The sequence below is a fragment of the Pseudomonas sp. DL genome (assembly GCF_047199225.1).
In the GTDB taxonomy this organism is placed as follows: Bacteria; Pseudomonadota; Gammaproteobacteria; order Pseudomonadales; family Pseudomonadaceae; genus Pseudomonas; species Pseudomonas aeruginosa.
Window position 1 is genome coordinate 2,470,534 of the sequence record NZ_CP178323.1, and the last position, 14,145, is coordinate 2,484,678.

Below are 14,145 nucleotides of genomic sequence, written 5' to 3' on the forward strand. Positions count from 1 at the left end.
CCCATGAATTTCATCTACCAGGCCGTCGATCGCAAGGGCAGGCGCGTTCGTGGCGAACTCTGCCTCCCAACGCGCCAGGATGCGCTGCGGCAGTTGCAGCGCCAGGGGCTCACCCCGCTCAGCCTGGAGGTGAAACGCCGCAACCTGGGCTCGCGACGTCGGCTCAAGGCCGAGGAATTGAACATGGCCATCCACGAGCTGGCCACCATGCTCGCGGCGGGAGTGAGCATGGCCGACGCGGTGGAGGCTCAGGAGCGAGGCGCGCGCCACCCGAAGTTGATTACCGCCCTGCAGGCGATGGCCAATGGCCTGCGCCAGGGGCAATCCTTTCCCGTGGTGCTGGAGAGCGCCGGCCTCGACCTGCCGCGCTATGTATATCAACTGGTGGCGGCCGGCGAGATGACCGGAAACCTCGCAGGAGCCCTGAGGGACTGTGCCACGCAGATGGAATACGAACGGCGAACCCGCGCCGAGTTGCAAGGGGCGCTGATCTACCCTGCGATTCTGGTGCTCAGCGGGGTGCTCGCCGTGGCGACCCTGTTCGTCTTCGTCGTTCCGAAATTCGCCAATCTCCTGAACGAGACTGCCCAGCTCCCGTGGCTTGCCTGGGCAGTGCTGAGCATCGGGGTATGGAGCAACGAGAGTTCCGGCTTGCTGGCGTTCGCCGTCCTGCTGCTTGCTGGCGGCATCGCCGTGGCGCTGCGCAATCCGGCGCTCCGCGCCCATGCGCTCGACCAGTTGGTGCGCCTGCCCGTAGTCGGGGAATGGTTGATGCAGGCGGAAATAGCGCAATGGTCGAAGGTGCTTGGAACCCTGCTGGGAAATCGTGTGCCGCTGGTGGAGGCCCTGCTGCTTTCCGCCGCTGGCGTCCGCATTGCCCGGCAGCGCCGGACCCTGGAGCGAGTCACCCAGGATGTGCGGGCCGGCATCGCCTTGTCGGCAGCGTTGGAGGAGCGCCAGGCGGTCACGTCCATCGGTTCGAGCCTGGTGCGGGTTGGAGAGGCCTCCGGGCAGCTCGCGGAGATGCTGCAGAGCCTGGCGACGCTCTATGGAGAGGCCGGGCAGGCGCGAATGAAAAAGGCCCTGGTACTGATCGAGCCTTTGGCGATCCTGCTGATCGGCTCTGTGTTCGGCCTGATCATTACCGGCGTGGTACTGGCGATTACCAGCGCCAACGACATGGTGCTTTGAATGCCGGGTATCGATGCCGCGGCTGGTTGGATGAGACGTGAAGTGGAAACCGTATGAACAGAGCTGCACAACAGGGCTTCACCCTGCTCGAGATGATTGTGGTGTTGGTGATTATCGGCATGCTGATGGGGCTCGTCGGGCCGCGACTGTTCAATCAGGCCGACAAGGCGAAGGCGCAGACGGCGGATACCCAGGTGAAGATGCTCAAGGGCGCGTTGCTCACCATGCGCCTGGACATCGGCCGGCTGCCGACCGAAGAAGAAGGCCTGGCGCTACTCAACACGCCGCCTTCCGATGAACGTCTCGGGGCCTTCTGGCACGGGCCCTACCTCGAGGGCGGCGTACCGCTGGACCCCTGGAACCGGCCTTACCTGTACAGCGACAGGCCGAGTGCCGAACAACCCTTCACTCTCTACAGTCAGGGCGCGGATGGGCAGCCCGGTGGGAAAGGCCTGGATGCCGATGTCGGTTACGCGCCCAAACGTTGACCAGGCCGCGTTCACCTTGCTCGAACTGCTGGTGGTGCTGGTGATCGTCGGGGCCATTGCTGCGGTGGCGTTGCCCGGCCTGGTGAGGATGCAGGAGACCTGGGCGCGCAGGACCGCGCTGGACGATCTGTTCAATCAATTGCAGACCTTGGGCTATCGCGTGCGCAGCGATGGGCGGGAGCTGCTCATTGGTGAGAGCGGGGCGGTTCCCGAGCAGTTGCTGCGACTGCCCGATGGCTGGACGGTTACTGCTCGGCCGCCGATACGTTACATGGCAAACGGAGTTTGCCTGGGCGGAAAGTTGCAGGTCCATCATGGGCGCGCGACACATACGCTGCTGCTTCAGCCCCTCCTCTGCGCGCCCGGGACGATCCGCTGATGCCGGCGCGGCAGGAAGGCTTCACGCTCCTGGAGGCGGTGGTTGCGCTGACGCTCCTGGCAGTGGTCGGCGGTGCGCTTTTCGCCTGGCTCAACAGTGCCTTTCGGAGCATGCAGCGGGTCGAGGCGGCCGAGCTGCGCATCGAGACGGCTTGGGTGGCGATGGCCTATCTGGAGCGCATGAACCCTGCGCTCGAACCCGCAGGCAGGGTCCGGCTGGGGCATTACCGGCTGGAGTGGCGAAGTTCGCCGCTGTCCGCGTCGAAAGCGGCGGTGGGCCGCCATAGCGGCAGTCCGGGCATCTACGACGTGACCTTGTTCAGGGTCGTCGCCAGCATCCGGGCCGGCGATGGAACGCCGCAGACGCTGCAACTGGAGCTTCCCGGATACGTGGTCATCCCAGCGCGACTGGGTGATGGACCATGATCCGCTCGCGACGAAAACAGGGTGCATTCACCCTGCTCGAGATGATCGTGGTGCTGCTGGTCGTTTCCTTCATCGGCACGTTGCTCATGCAAGGGTTGAGCTATGCCAGCAAGGCCAACCAGTCCTTGCACCAGAGCCTGGGGCGCGGACAGGTCCGGGCGCTGACCTTCGATTGGTTCCGTGATGCGGTGGAGAACCTGGTCGCTCCCGAGGCTGGCGAGGTCCGCTGGCGTCTGCGAGGGGACGAGCTCAGTTTCGAGGCCATGTCTGCCGCGGCCCTGGATCGCCGTGCGGGCATCCCGACGCCCTTGGCCTTCCGGCTTGAGCGGCGGGCAGGAGAGGACCGGACCGAGTTGATCTATGTGCGAAGGCTGGAGGACAGTCGCTGGCCCCTCCTGCATCTGCGCGGCGAAGCTCGCTTCCGCTATCTGGACGGTCACGGCCAGTGGCACCGGGACTGGCCGCCGAGCGCGCAACTGGCCGATACCCTTCCCGAGGCGATGGCACTGACGGCTCCCGAGGAGCGCCTGTTTGTCCTTGTCGCGGTCGCGCTGCCCAGAGCGAGGCCCGCCGAACATGATTTCTGATGGCGCATGCCGACATGCGGCGTCTGCCCGCTCGTCTGGCTTCGTTCTGGTCGGAGTGGTCTGGTTCCTGGCCATCATGACCCTGCTGGCCAGTGCCGCTGTACTCTGGGTCGGGCGCTCGCTGGATGCCACGGAAAACCGGCGCAAGGCGCTGCTTCGTGAGCTGGAGGAGCATGCCTTGCTGGCGCGGGTCCAATGGCTGGTGGCTACCCAGCGCTATACCGTCGCGGGCCTGAGCGTACCGGGAAATGCTGGCGCCGCGCCGAGCAAGGTGGACATGGACACTTCGATCCTGCCCATTGGCGGGGAGCTGCCTCTGGATGGCCGGGAGTTCTGCATGGCCAATGGCTGGTGCATTGCGCTGCTCGATCGCTCCGCGCGCCTCAGTCTTTCCGGCATCGATCCGCGGGTACTGTCCAGGCTGCTGGCGGGGTTGGGGGTTCCCGCCGAGCAGGTGCAGGTCATGGTCGCCCAATGGTTCAGCTATCTCTATCCCGGCGCCGCTCCACGACTGGGTAGCGCCGCGCAAGCCAGCGACAGGTCCTCTCCGGGCCAGGCCCGGCGCCGTCCGTTGCGCTCGGTGATGGAAGTCTTCCGGCTGGAGGCCTGGCGCCCCTGGGAAGCGCATTTGCTCGACGCCGGTTGGCGCGATCTGGTTGCGGCGGACGAGGCGGCGCTGAACATCAACACCGCGGATGCCCGAATCCTGTCTCTTGCCTGGGGACTACCGGAGGACGCTGTCGGCCGACTGCTGCAAGCCCGCTGGCAGCGTCCGTTCACCCGGATGTCGGACCTGCATGACCTCCTCGGGGGTCATGCGAGGCTGGTTCCCGAGGATGGCTGGGCGCGCCTGGCCAGTCCGGCCCTGTCGATTCGGCTCTACCCGCCAGGAGCCGAGCAGGGGACGGAATACGAGGTCCGCTTCAACTCAGAGCACCGCCTGCTGCCACCCTGGCAGCTTCTCTCGAAGAGGTCCGTGAAGATAAATGATCGCTACTCGAATCCTCCGCTGCATCCCGATATCGCCCCCGGGGTTCTTGCCGCCCCGCTTGTGGCAAGGCCGTGGTAAGGATGGCCGGGCGCAGCTTGAGTGGGTACGTAGAGGTACAGGGTTGGCGCGGCGCGCCCCAGCGCAGTGGATCGTGGATCGGGCGTGGTGTGTCTATCGCTGTCTCGATCTCAATCATGTGCCGCGCTCTGACCGGTATCAGGCACTGGCGTTGAAGCTTGCCGCCCTGGCGCCTTTTCGCCGCGCAGGCCATTACGTAGCCTGGCGGGGTGGCCATGCTCTGGTCTGGTTCTGGGATGAGGAGGTCCGGGAGGCCGTTGCCGAAGACTGCGTCGACCAACCTCGGCGTTATCGCTGTATCCCCGAATCCCTCCTGCAGGCTCCCCCTCGGTCGGTCGCGGAAGGCGAGACGGTTCGGCTGCTTCGGGTTCGCTCCGGGCTGGATCTCCAGGTCTGGAGAGATGACTGCCTTGTCCTGAGCCATTTCTTTCCCAGCCCACCCCAGCCAGAACAATGGGTTCGGTTGCTCCGGGGGCTGGCGGGAATACGCATCCCGGAGAGCCTGGTTGCCGAGCCTGGAGAGTCGCTGGGCCGTCCCTGGGCCGTTCCGGCGGCGGAAGCAACGCTGCTGCGATGGGAGCGTTGGTTGCCGCATGGGCTCATAGCCACCCTGTTGCTGGGATGCGGATTCAATCTGGGGGAAGGTTTGTCCTGGTGGTGGGCCGAGCGTGCGCTGCGAACGCAGTACGACCAGCTGAGCGACCAGGTCTCGCCGATCCTCAGCGCACGCAACCAGGCCTTGCAGAGCAATCGGATGGCCACGGAGCTGGGGCGCGCTTTGCAGCATCGCTCGCAGGTGGCGCTGCTGGGACAGGTAGCGGAACTGTTGCCGAAGGACAGTCGGTTGCTCGCCTGGCGCTATCGAGGCTCCGAGCTGGAGTTGCGGATTGGCACCGACAGTGTCGACCCGCGTCTCTATGTGCGGCGTTTCATGGAATCGGGGAGTTTCGAAGATGTCAGGGTGGAACCTTCGCAGAGCGAGGGGCTATCGCTGAGCCTGGTCCTGCGTACGCCGGGGGAGGGTGCCTGATGTCGGACTTCCAGCGAACACTGCAGTTCCAGGGGCGGAACCTGCAACGACAATGGCAGGAAAAACCTCTCTTGCGCATGGCCATCTGGAGCCTGTGCCTGCTGCTGGTTGTGCATCTGGTCATGCTCAGCATGGATTGGAGGGAGGAACGAGGGGAGGAATATCGTCGTCTGGCCGGGGAATGGCTCAAGCTCCAGGACGTTTCCCGGCAGACCGCCTGGCCGGAGCGGGCGATGCAGGCGGAGCAGGTCCTGAACCTTCAGCGAGAGCGCTTCTGGCAGGCGCCGAATGCGTCGCAGGCGAGGGCCGATGTGCAGGCCTGGCTGACCGAGCAGGTTCGCCTGGCGGGCGTCCCTGACGCGGAAGTGAGCGTACTGCTTCCTCGCGGCTTCGAGAAGCAAGGGACGATCGCGCGTATCGAGGCCCAGGTTCGCGGGCAGTTGGAGCCAGCCTCGTTCAGTCGGTTGTTGCAGGATATAGAAGCGGAGCAGCGGCAAGTAGCGGTGGAGTTTCTGGAACTGAACAATATGTTGTCGCCCATGCTCAATCTACAGTTGTCGTTCCTGTTCGTAGCGGCCTATTGAAGCGGATGCGGATCGGGCAGCACCCGTTTGCCGGAAGAGTTCGGCGGAGGGCGGTGCCCGTCGATGGAGCGAGTTGCCGCCAGGCGGCCGGGAAACCGAATCCGCTCGGGACGCCTGCGATTCGGCTCCCCGGCCCGCCATTGTCGCATTCGCGCAGCGAAGAACGGCCAGTCTGGTCCGGCCTGTAAACAAGTGCAAAATTTTACTTCATGGTCGGCTTGGCACTCCGAGCCGGCTCGTCCATGCTGGAGCACAACTTTCCCATGGATACCATTGCCATGAAGTTCCTGCTGCCCCTGCTGCTGTTATTTCCGCTTTCCACTCTCGCCGACGACAAGGACTACGACCAATGCATACTCGACTACCAACGCACGGCGAAGAGCGGGGTGGCGGTTCACTTCATCACCCAGGCCTGCGACAAGTTGTATAACGACGGCTCCTTCCTGCTGTCGCGGGAAAAGGCTTATTACGAGTGTCTGCTGGAGAACCTGCCGGGGGTGGAGAACAACCTGGCGGCGCAGAAGATCAGGAGCGCTTGCGAATCGAAGTCGCAGAATTGATCTGGCGAGGAGGGGAGCGAAAGTAGCCAGTGGGGTTTCCGACGGCATCGGCAGGATGCCGTCGGGAAAACCGGCTTAGCGTTGCAGCCAGGATTCGACGGTTTCGGAACCGTACTGTTCTTTCCAGGCTTTCAGAACCTTGTGGTTGCCGCCCTTGGTTTCGACGACTTCACCGTTGTTCGGGTTCTTGTAGACCTTCAGGGCGCGGGCACGGCGCTGCGGAGCGGCGCTGACGGTGACCGGAGCCTTGGGGTCGAGGATGGCGATGATGTTGTGCAGGGTCATGCCGTACTTGTCCATCAACGCCTGCAACTTGTCCTTGAATTCCAGTTCCTGCTTCAGGCTGCTGTCGCTTTTCAGCTTTTCCAGCAGGGCCAGTTGCTCCTGAAGTTTGCGCTCTGCCTCGCGGAACTCGGCAAGTTTGGACATTCGTTTCACTCCCGTTCTAAAAATATGGTGCTGGGTTTTGGTGCATTTATAGTGGATTTACGGACTTTCCGTGTCCGCGGCAAAGGATAAGTCTTTATCTACTGGAAGAACAATATAGTTGCACGGTTTTATTGACTAACGGACTGTAGGGACAGCTTGCCGGATGTTTCCCTGAAGAATATGAAACCTTTATGTCCGTGGGGATAATGCTTCGTACAGCCCATGGGAGAGAGACGGCAGAACGGGCCCGTTGTGTGGAAGCCCGTTTTAGAGCAGATGGCGAAGCGCCTGGGGAGAGTCGGGCGAATCAATCGCCCCGATATTCGCAACCGCTGGTGCAAGTTTCGTGGACGCGGACCTTGGAGAGTTCCGGCAACAGCGGCTTGAGTTGTTGCCAGATCCAGCGGCAGAGGTTTTCGCTGGTGGGGTTTTCCAGGCCTGGAATATCGTTCAGATAATTGTGGTCGAGTTGCTCGTAGATCGGCTTGAAGATCGCCTTGATTTCCGCGAAGTCGCGGATCCAGCCGGTATGCGGATCGACCTCGCCTTCGATGTGGATGGCGACACGGAACGAGTGGCCGTGCAGGCGCCCGCATTTGTGGCCTTCGGGGACGTGGGGCAGGCGATGGGCGGATTCGAAGGTGAATTCTTTGAAGAGTTCCACTGTAGTGCGCTCTGGATCGGGGTTATCGGACAACCGGAATGGGGGCGCCATGGTAGCAGGTTTGCGCGCCGGACCCGGTCTGCTCCGACCGGGCGGTCGTTTACCTGAGTTGCAGGCGGCGCGCCAGGCGCGCCAGGTTGGCGCGATCCAGGCCCAGCTCGCGTGCAGCCGAGGCCCAGCTTCCCTGGTGACGGGCCAGGCAGTCCTGGATCAGGTGGCGTTGGTAGGCGTCGGTGGCCGCGCGCAACGAGTGACCGGTCGTTGGCGCGGCGGGCGCGGGCTCGACCACGCTGCGAGGTGGCGCGGGGGTTTCCGCGGGCAGGTCGAGATCCTGCCGATGCAGGGTGACGATCCGCGACCGCTCCGGATTGTGGCCGAGGGCCTTGAGCGAGGCGCGGCCGACCAGGTGCTCGAGTTCGCGCACGTTGCCCGGCCAGCGATAGTCGAGGAGCGCGGCCTGGGCCTCGTGGTCCAGGCGCAGGCTGCGCAGTCCCAGGCGCGGTCGGTTTTCCTCGAGGAAGTAGCCGGCCAGCAGGAGGATATCGCGGCCGCGCTCGCGCAGCGGCGGCACGCGCAAGGGATAGACGCTGAGGCGATGGTAGAGATCGGCGCGGAAGCGCCCGGCACGCACTTCCTCGGCCAGGTCGCGGTTGGTGGCTGCGATCAGGCGTACGTCGACGCGGTGCTCGCGATCGGAGCCGACCCGCTGCAACTGCCCGCTCTGCAGCACGCGGAGCAGCTTGGCCTGCACCGCCAGCGGCAACTCGCCGACCTCGTCGAGGAACAGGCTGCCGCCGTCGGCCAGTTCGAACTTGCCGCGCCGTTCGTTGACCGCGCCGGAGAAGGCGCCGCGCACATGGCCGAACAATTCGCTTTCCACCAGGGTCTCGGGCAGCGCGGCGCAGTTGAGACTGATCATCGGCTTGCCGCTGCGCATGGAATGCCGGTGGATGGATTGCGCCACCAGTTCCTTGCCGACCCCGGTCTCGCCGGTGATCAGTACGCTCAGGTCGCTGTTGGCGACCAGGCGGATTTCTTCCAGCAGCGCCTTGTGCGCGGCGCTCTGGCCGATCATTTCCCGTGGCCGCTCGCCAGCGGCTTCGAGATAGGCCTCGGCGCGCTGGTGCTCGTCCTCGGCGCGGCGGGTCAGGTCGCGCATCCGCTCGCTGGCCTTGACCGTGGCGGCGGCGAGGCTGGCGAAGGCCTCCAGGGTATCCAGGTCGGCGCTGGCGAAGCGCGACGGATCGAGGGTATCCAGGGTCAGCAAGCCCCAGGGCTGGTCGTCGAGGTACAGCGGACAGCCCAGGCAATCATGGATTTCCAGGTGGCCGTGGAGGCCTTCCACCAGACCGTCGTAGGGATCGGGCAGGCCGCAGTCGGCGGGGAAGCGGGTCGGCCCGCGGCGCTCCAGGAGGGCCTCGAGGCGCGGATGTTCGCCGACCCGGAAGCGCCGGCCGAGGGTGTCCGGGCTGAGGCCGTCCACCGCCAGCGGGATCAGGTATTCGCCGTCCAGGCGCAGCAGCGCGGTGGCGTCGCAGGGCAGCAGGTCGCGCAGGGCCTGGAGCAGGCGGCGGTAGCGTTCGTCTTCCGGCAGGTCGCGGGACAGGTCGGCAACCAGCGGGATCAGGGTGGCAAGCAAGGGGTTGGTGGTCATTTCGACCTCTTTGCAGTCCTAATGACTCTGAATGGTTGCAGTCATTATGACCTATGCCGGCCTGCAAGGCCCGTGAATTCTGGTAGTTTGCCTTGGCACGCTTCCTGAAATGCTTCGAGGTGAAACAAAACCTTGCATGCGTCAGGAGTCATCTATGTTGTCCAATGCCCAACGTGCCCTCATCAAAGCCACCGTACCGCTGCTGGAGACCGGCGGTGAAGCGCTGATCACCCATTTCTACCGCACCATGCTCGGCGAGTACCCCGAGGTTCGCCCGCTGTTCAACCAGGCCCACCAGGCCAGCGGCGACCAGCCGCGGGCGCTGGCCAATGGCGTGCTGATGTACGCCAGGCACATCGACCAGTTGCAGGAACTCGGCCCGCTGGTGGCCAAGGTGGTGAACAAGCATGTCTCCCTGCAGGTGTTGCCCGAACACTATCCGATCGTCGGCACTTGCCTGTTGCGGGCGATCCGCGAGGTCCTCGGCGAACAGATCGCCACCGACGAAGTCCTCGAAGCCTGGGGCGCGGCCTACCAGCAACTGGCCGACCTGCTGATCGAGGCCGAGGAGTCGGTGTATGCCGCCAGCGCCCAGGCCGATGGCGGCTGGCGCGGTGTGCGGCGCTTCCGCGTGGCACGCAAGCAGGCGGAGAGCGAGGAAATCACCTCGTTCTACCTGGAGCCGGTGGACGGCCAGCCGCTGCTGGCGTTCCAGCCGGGACAGTACATCGGCCTGCGGCTGGACATCGACGGCGAGGAAGTGCGCCGCAACTATTCGCTTTCCGCTGCCAGCAACGGCCGCGAATACCGCATCAGCGTCAAGCGCGAGGCGGGTGGACGGGTCTCCAATTACCTGCATGACCGGGTCGCCGAGGGCGACGAGCTGGATCTGTTTCCGCCGGCTGGCGATTTCGTCCTGCGTGACAGCGACAAGCCGCTGGTGCTGATCACCGCCGGCGTCGGCATCACCCCGGCCCTGGCCATGTTGCAGGAAGCGCTGCCGCAGGCGCGGCCGATCCGCTTCATCCATTGCGCCCGGCATGGCGGCGTGCATGCCTTCCGCGACTGGATCGAAGACGTGTCGGCGCAGCACGAGCAGGTCGAGCACTTCTTCTGCTACAGCGAACCGCGCGCCGGCGACAGTGCCGACGCCGAGGGATTGCTGAGCCGCGAGAAACTGGCCGACTGGTTGCCGCAGGAGCGCGACCTGGACGCCTACTTCCTCGGACCCCGGCCTTTCATGGCGCAGGTCAAGCGCCACCTGGCCGACCTCGGCGTACCCTCGCAGCAATGCCACTACGAGTTCTTCGGTCCGGCCGCCGCGCTGGACGCCTGAAGCGACGGGCCGGCGCGAGGTGCGTCGGCCCTTTTTCGGAAAAAGGAGATCGAGATGAACGCTCTGTTCGATTGTCCACGGCGGGTGCTGCGGATCGGTCACGGGCTGCTGGCGGCCGGCCTGGCGCTGCTCGTCGCCGGCGTGATCGCCGCCTATTTCCTCGACCGCTACCTGAACATGCCGGCGCTGGTGTTTTCCCATGCGCTGGTGATCCTCGGCCCGACCCTGTTGAAGATCGGCTACGTGATGCGCCTGAGCGCGCTGTTCCGCATGCGTCGACCCGGTTGGGAGGTCTGCTGTGCAAGTGCTTGATCGTTCCAGGCTGATGGCCATACCGCCGATCTGGCGCCTGGGCTTCCGCCCGTTCTTCCTCGGCGGCGCGCTGTTCGCGGTCCTCGCCATCGCGCTCTGGCTGGCGGCGCTGGCCGGGCTCTGGAGCGGCTGGCAACCGGTCGGTGGCTGGCTGGCCTGGCATCGTCACGAAATGCTCTTCGGTTTCGGCGTGGCGATCATCGCCGGCTTCCTGTTGACCGCCGTGCAGACCTGGACCGGCGTACCCGGCCTGCAGGGCAAACCCCTGGCCCTGCTCGCCGGGCTCTGGCTGGCGGCGCGCCTGGCCTGGCTATTCGATGCGCCGCTGGCGCTGCTGCTGGTGCTGCAACTGAGCTTCCTGCCGCTATTGGCCTGGGCTATCGGTCGCAGCCTGTGGCGGGTGCGGCAGAAGCGCAATTACCCGGTGGTGGGCCTGTTGCTGCTGTTGACCCTGGCCGACGCCCTGGTCCTGCTCGGCCTGTTCGAGGGCAACGACGACTGGCAACGGCGTGCCTCCATCGCCGCGCTATGGCTGATCGCCGGGATGATGAACCTGATCGGCGGGCGGGTGATCCCGTTCTTCACCCAGCGCGGTCTCGGCCGTCAGCAGCAGGTGCCGGCGATCGCCTGGCTGGACAATGGCATCCTGCTGGGCTGCGTGCTGGTGGCGCTGCTCACCGCCGCGGGCGTCACGACGCAGCCGACGCCCTGGCTTGCAGGACTGTTCGCCGCCCTCGGTGGTGCGCAACTGTGGCGCCTGTGGCGTTGGCGCGATCGCGGCATCTGGCAGGTGCCGCTGCTCTGGTCTCTGCACCTGGCATATTTCTGGATCGCCGTGGCGCCGCTTGGCATGGCGCTCTGGAGCCTGGGCCTGGCGCTGGCGCCGAGCCAGGCGCTGCACGCGCTGGCGGTGGGCGGCATGGGCGGGTTGATCCTGGCGATGCTGGCACGGGTCACTCTCGGCCATACCGGTCGCGCGCTGCAACCGCCGGCAGCGATGCCCTGGGCTTTCGCTCTGCTCAATCTCGGCTGCGCGGCGCGGGTGTTCCTGCCCAGCCTGTTGCCGGCGAACTGGGCGCTGCCCCTGGCAGGCGGACTGTGGGCTTTGGCGTTCCTGCTGTTCGCCTGGTTCTATGCGCCGATGCTGTGTCGTCCGCGGGTCGACGGCCATCCCGGTTGATCAGGGGGCTTGCCGCAGACGCCGCAGCTCCTGGTTCAGCCAGTCGGCGGAGTTGCGCGTCTGCGTGGCGCAGCGCACCTGGTAGGGCTTGCCGCTGAGGCTGCTCTGGGTCGCGGCGCGCTCGATGAAGTCCTCGCTGCTGGCGACCAGATCCTTGCGCTCCAGGTAGTCGAGCTTCTTCTGCAGGTGGGCGCGGGCTTCCGCGGCCGGGTATTCGCTGCCGTTGCGGATGAAGGTGCAGCCGCTGTCTTCAACAAAGCTCAGCAAGCGGCCGATCTCCTGGCTCGCCTGCGGGGAGGGCGCGGCCAGCGCCGGCAGGCTCGAGGCCAGCAGCCAACAGGCGGCGCAGGTAGTCCGCCAGGTAATCGTGAAAGCGCGCATCGTTCCAGTACTCCATGTGGCTCAACGGGGTGTGCCGCTTGTACCAGGGACCGACCGGCAGGGCGAGGTCCTCGTGGACGACCGCGGCGTAGTTCTGCAACGGCCGCAGCGGATAGCCGAGCGGATCGGCCGGCGCGTAGACGTTCAGCCAGCGTGCCTGCTGGCGGATGGCCGGGGGCAGGCAGTGGCCGGGAAAGCGGATCGGACAGACCTTCTCGTAGGCGAAGGTGAACAGCGGGATGTTGCAACCGAAGGTGACCAGCCCGGCCAGGGTTTCCAGGCCGAGGAAGGGGTCGATCGAGCAACTCGGCGTGCGGTTGAGTTTCTGCTGGTCCCAGATGAAATTGGACACGATGTGCCCGCCCAGGGAGTGGGCGAGGATCACCAGCGGCGTCTGCGGCCCGACTTTCGCGCGCAGGGCCATGATCCCGCTGCGCACGTGCTGGTGGACCTGCTGGTAGGTGGTGTCGTAGGCGGCGCTGACCTTGCGGTAGCCGCTGGCGTCGCCGAGGAACAGCGTCACCGCCCGGCGCAGCCAGCGCCAGCCCAGCGGCTCGCGCTCGATGCGCTTGAGGTAGTCCAGCTCGCGGGCGTCCAGTACGCTGGCCCAGTACAGGCTCTGGAAGGCCACCTCGCCGGCTTCCGCGCCGAGACGTCGGCGCAGCGCCGCCACCAGTTCGCGGGCGTAGCTGTGCAGACCGTCCTCGTCGCGGCTATCGGGCTGGTCGCCGATGCCGTGGATCAGCGCTACGGCCAGTTTCATGCAGGATCCTTCTCGTCGGTGGCGGCTCAGTCCAGCGCTTGCAGGCGTTCGCCGAGCCGGCCGCCGTCGACCAGTTCGAGGAATTCGTCGCCGAGCCTGCGGCTTTCCGCCATCGCCTGGCGCCAGTAGCGCTCGCGGCCGTCGTCGTCGCCGAGGTAGCGGGTGAAGTCCTTGCGGTCCGGCAGCTTGGCGTGCGGCAGGCGCGCCAGGTACTCGCGCGACGGCGCCAGCAGCAGCACGTCCTGCAGGCGCCCGGCGTCGCCACGGCGCCAGGGCAAGCCCTTGTCGAACCAGCCGGGGATCACCTTGTCGGTGAAGTGCGGGTAGAGCACCACGCCGCGGTCCTCGTAGGGCAGGTCGAGATGGTAGTCGAGCAGGCCGCCGTCGCGGTAGGTGCCGGGGCCGGCGCCAGGCAGGTCGCGGACGCCTTCCATGACCATCGGGATCGAGCCGGAGGCGAGCAGCGCCTGGCGCAGGTTGCCGCCGTCCAGGTGCAGGTAGCGCGACGGGAAGTCGGTCAGCGCGGCCAGCGGCGGCGCCTGGCGGGCGTCATGCAGGATCACCCGTTCGAAGTGGCGGTGCAGATGGCGGCGGCCGATCAGGTTGTCGCGGATCACCGAGGACAGCCCCAGGCCGAGGCTGGCCTTGTGGTCGTGGGCGAGGCGCCCGTGGCTCTTCACCACCACCACGTTGAGGCGGTACAGCGGGTTGTCGAGGATCCGCGCGTCCTGGCCGGCGAGCAGGTCGTCGAGCATCGCCGCGCACTTGCGCGAGACTTCGGCGATGCTCACGCCCTTGGGAAAACGCTGCCGGGTGTACAGCTCGCCGAGGCGGGTGAGGCCGGCCACGGCGTCGGGCAGGCAGGCACTGGCGAAGCGCCAGGAACCGATGGAGGCGCCGATCAGCGAGCGTTCACGCGGGGCGCGCGGCAGCCACTCGCCGAAGATCGCCAGGTCCAGTCCCTGGATGCCCAGCGCCTTTGGCCCGCCGGCGGCACCGGGGACGATGCCGACGTCGGCCGGCTGCAGGCCGCGTTCGCGGATGCGGGCGAGGGCGCGGCGACCGGCCTTGAGGGTCAGTGCGGGGGACTTGATCTGGATGGCTGGCATGCTG

Annotated in this window: 18 protein-coding genes; 12 read left to right on the top strand and 6 right to left on the bottom strand. The window is 66.0% G+C overall.

Annotated features, from left to right (window positions below; all coding sequences use genetic code 11):
* Nucleotides 1–3: 3 nt before the first annotated feature.
* The 9 genes from ACI766_RS11750 (at nt 4) to ACI766_RS11790 (ending at nt 6,313) form a co-directional block, all read left to right on the top strand.
* Nucleotides 4–1,191 carry a type II secretion system F family protein gene (locus tag ACI766_RS11750; RefSeq protein ID WP_003097729.1) on the top strand — a complete coding sequence of 396 codons (1,188 nt, stop codon included), beginning with the start codon at nt 4–6 and terminating at the stop codon, nt 1,189–1,191.
* Nucleotides 1,192–1,244: 53 nt separating this feature from the next.
* Nucleotides 1,245–1,679 carry a type II secretion system major pseudopilin GspG gene (gene gspG, locus ACI766_RS11755; protein ID WP_003110089.1) on the top strand — a complete coding sequence of 145 codons (435 nt, stop codon included), beginning with the start codon at nt 1,245–1,247 and terminating at the stop codon, nt 1,677–1,679.
* Nucleotides 1,648–2,058 (top strand): prepilin-type N-terminal cleavage/methylation domain-containing protein, encoded by a 411-nt coding sequence (locus ACI766_RS11760; RefSeq protein WP_412828502.1) that lies wholly within the window; start codon nt 1,648–1,650, stop codon nt 2,056–2,058. Before gspG ends, ACI766_RS11760 begins: the two co-directional genes overlap by 32 nt.
* Nucleotides 2,058–2,483 (top strand): type II secretion system protein J, encoded by a 426-nt coding sequence (locus tag ACI766_RS11765; protein ID WP_003097721.1) that lies wholly within the window; start codon nt 2,058–2,060, stop codon nt 2,481–2,483. The genes ACI766_RS11760 and ACI766_RS11765 overlap by 1 nt, the downstream gene beginning before the upstream one ends.
* Nucleotides 2,480–3,070 (top strand): type II secretion system protein J, encoded by a 591-nt coding sequence (locus ACI766_RS11770; RefSeq protein WP_016852732.1) that lies wholly within the window; start codon nt 2,480–2,482, stop codon nt 3,068–3,070. Before ACI766_RS11765 ends, ACI766_RS11770 begins: the two co-directional genes overlap by 4 nt.
* Nucleotides 3,060–4,139: a general secretion pathway protein GspK gene (locus ACI766_RS11775; RefSeq protein ID WP_023087237.1), complete on the top strand. Its 1,080-nt coding sequence runs from the start codon at nt 3,060–3,062 to the stop codon at nt 4,137–4,139. The genes ACI766_RS11770 and ACI766_RS11775 overlap by 11 nt, the downstream gene beginning before the upstream one ends.
* A 646-nt stretch (nt 4,140–4,785) precedes the next feature.
* A complete protein-coding gene (locus ACI766_RS11780) occupies nt 4,786–5,169 on the top strand; it encodes a hypothetical protein (protein WP_170869554.1) in 384 nt (127 codons plus the stop codon).
* The gene (locus ACI766_RS11785; protein WP_023087239.1) at nt 5,169–5,753 is read left to right on the top strand and encodes a GspMb/PilO family protein; all 585 of its coding nucleotides are present in this window, start codon (nt 5,169–5,171) and stop codon (nt 5,751–5,753) included. Before ACI766_RS11780 ends, ACI766_RS11785 begins: the two co-directional genes overlap by 1 nt.
* Nucleotides 5,754–6,016: 263 nt before the next feature.
* Nucleotides 6,017–6,313: a VF_A0006 family four-cysteine protein gene (locus ACI766_RS11790; protein WP_009877656.1), complete on the top strand. Its 297-nt coding sequence runs from the start codon at nt 6,017–6,019 to the stop codon at nt 6,311–6,313.
* 75 nt (nt 6,314–6,388) lie between these two features.
* Here the strand turns inward: ACI766_RS11790 and mvaU are convergent, their stop codons facing one another.
* The 3 genes from mvaU to norR form a co-directional block, all read right to left on the bottom strand.
* Nucleotides 6,389–6,742, bottom strand: coding sequence for a histone-like nucleoid-structuring protein MvaU (gene mvaU / locus ACI766_RS11795; protein WP_003090506.1), 354 nt, complete (start codon nt 6,740–6,742; stop codon nt 6,389–6,391).
* 307 nt (nt 6,743–7,049) lie between these two features.
* On the bottom strand, nt 7,050–7,406 hold the full coding sequence (gene queD / locus ACI766_RS11800; RefSeq protein WP_003090505.1) for a 6-carboxytetrahydropterin synthase QueD: 357 nt from the start codon (nt 7,404–7,406) through the stop codon (nt 7,050–7,052).
* A 100-nt stretch (nt 7,407–7,506) separates the two neighbouring features.
* Nucleotides 7,507–9,060 carry a nitric oxide reductase transcriptional regulator NorR gene (norR, locus tag ACI766_RS11805; RefSeq protein WP_003090504.1) on the bottom strand — a complete coding sequence of 518 codons (1,554 nt, stop codon included), beginning with the start codon at nt 9,058–9,060 and terminating at the stop codon, nt 7,507–7,509.
* A gap of 154 nt (nt 9,061–9,214) precedes the next feature.
* Between norR and hmpA the strand changes: the two genes are divergently transcribed.
* Genes hmpA through ACI766_RS11820 form a run of 3 tightly spaced genes read left to right on the top strand, consistent with a single transcriptional unit; the run spans nt 9,215 to nt 11,888 of the window.
* Nucleotides 9,215–10,396 carry an NO-inducible flavohemoprotein gene (gene hmpA / locus ACI766_RS11810; RefSeq protein ID WP_003113387.1) on the top strand — a complete coding sequence of 394 codons (1,182 nt, stop codon included), beginning with the start codon at nt 9,215–9,217 and terminating at the stop codon, nt 10,394–10,396.
* 54 nt (nt 10,397–10,450) lie between these two features.
* Nucleotides 10,451–10,708: a psl/pyoverdine operon transcriptional regulator PpyR gene (gene ppyR / locus ACI766_RS11815; RefSeq protein WP_003090502.1), complete on the top strand. Its 258-nt coding sequence runs from the start codon at nt 10,451–10,453 to the stop codon at nt 10,706–10,708.
* Entirely contained in the window at nt 10,695–11,888 is a 1,194-nt protein-coding gene (locus tag ACI766_RS11820; RefSeq protein WP_003122598.1) for an NnrS family protein, read from the top strand. Before ppyR ends, ACI766_RS11820 begins: the two co-directional genes overlap by 14 nt.
* Here the strand turns inward: ACI766_RS11820 and ACI766_RS11825 are convergent, their stop codons facing one another.
* Genes ACI766_RS11825 through ACI766_RS11835 form a run of 3 tightly spaced genes read right to left on the bottom strand, consistent with a single transcriptional unit; the run spans nt 11,889 to nt 14,141 of the window.
* Nucleotides 11,889–12,155, bottom strand: coding sequence for a DUF5329 domain-containing protein (locus tag ACI766_RS11825; protein ID WP_003115326.1), 267 nt, complete (start codon nt 12,153–12,155; stop codon nt 11,889–11,891).
* On the bottom strand, nt 12,139–13,032 hold the full coding sequence (locus ACI766_RS11830) for a hypothetical protein (RefSeq protein WP_003116712.1): 894 nt from the start codon (nt 13,030–13,032) through the stop codon (nt 12,139–12,141). The genes ACI766_RS11825 and ACI766_RS11830 overlap by 17 nt, the downstream gene beginning before the upstream one ends.
* Before the next feature lie 26 nt (nt 13,033–13,058).
* Nucleotides 13,059–14,141, bottom strand: a complete 1,083-nt coding sequence (locus ACI766_RS11835) for a hypothetical protein (RefSeq protein ID WP_003113385.1) — start codon at nt 14,139–14,141, stop codon at nt 13,059–13,061.
* Nucleotides 14,142–14,145 lie beyond the last annotated feature (4 nt).

Coding starts and splice junctions, on each gene's coding strand:
- ACI766_RS11830 (WP_003116712.1), bottom strand. CDS start 13,032: ATGAAACTGGCCGTAGCGCTGATCCACGGCATCGGCGACCAGCCCGAT.
- norR (WP_003090504.1), bottom strand. CDS start 9,060: ATGACCACCAACCCCTTGCTTGCCACCCTGATCCCGCTGGTTGCCGAC.
- mvaU (WP_003090506.1), bottom strand. CDS start 6,742: ATGTCCAAACTTGCCGAGTTCCGCGAGGCAGAGCGCAAACTTCAGGAG.
- ACI766_RS11765 (WP_003097721.1), top strand. CDS start 2,058: ATGCCGGCGCGGCAGGAAGGCTTCACGCTCCTGGAGGCGGTGGTTGCG.
- ACI766_RS11775 (WP_023087237.1), top strand. CDS start 3,060: ATGATTTCTGATGGCGCATGCCGACATGCGGCGTCTGCCCGCTCGTCT.
- gspG (WP_003110089.1), top strand. CDS start 1,245: ATGAACAGAGCTGCACAACAGGGCTTCACCCTGCTCGAGATGATTGTG.
- hmpA (WP_003113387.1), top strand. CDS start 9,215: ATGTTGTCCAATGCCCAACGTGCCCTCATCAAAGCCACCGTACCGCTG.
- ACI766_RS11760 (WP_412828502.1), top strand. CDS start 1,648: ATGCCGATGTCGGTTACGCGCCCAAACGTTGACCAGGCCGCGTTCACC.
- ACI766_RS11770 (WP_016852732.1), top strand. CDS start 2,480: ATGATCCGCTCGCGACGAAAACAGGGTGCATTCACCCTGCTCGAGATG.
- ACI766_RS11790 (WP_009877656.1), top strand. CDS start 6,017: ATGGATACCATTGCCATGAAGTTCCTGCTGCCCCTGCTGCTGTTATTT.
- ACI766_RS11835 (WP_003113385.1), bottom strand. CDS start 14,141: ATGCCAGCCATCCAGATCAAGTCCCCCGCACTGACCCTCAAGGCCGGT.
- ACI766_RS11785 (WP_023087239.1), top strand. CDS start 5,169: ATGTCGGACTTCCAGCGAACACTGCAGTTCCAGGGGCGGAACCTGCAA.
- ACI766_RS11750 (WP_003097729.1), top strand. CDS start 4: ATGAATTTCATCTACCAGGCCGTCGATCGCAAGGGCAGGCGCGTTCGT.
- ppyR (WP_003090502.1), top strand. CDS start 10,451: ATGAACGCTCTGTTCGATTGTCCACGGCGGGTGCTGCGGATCGGTCAC.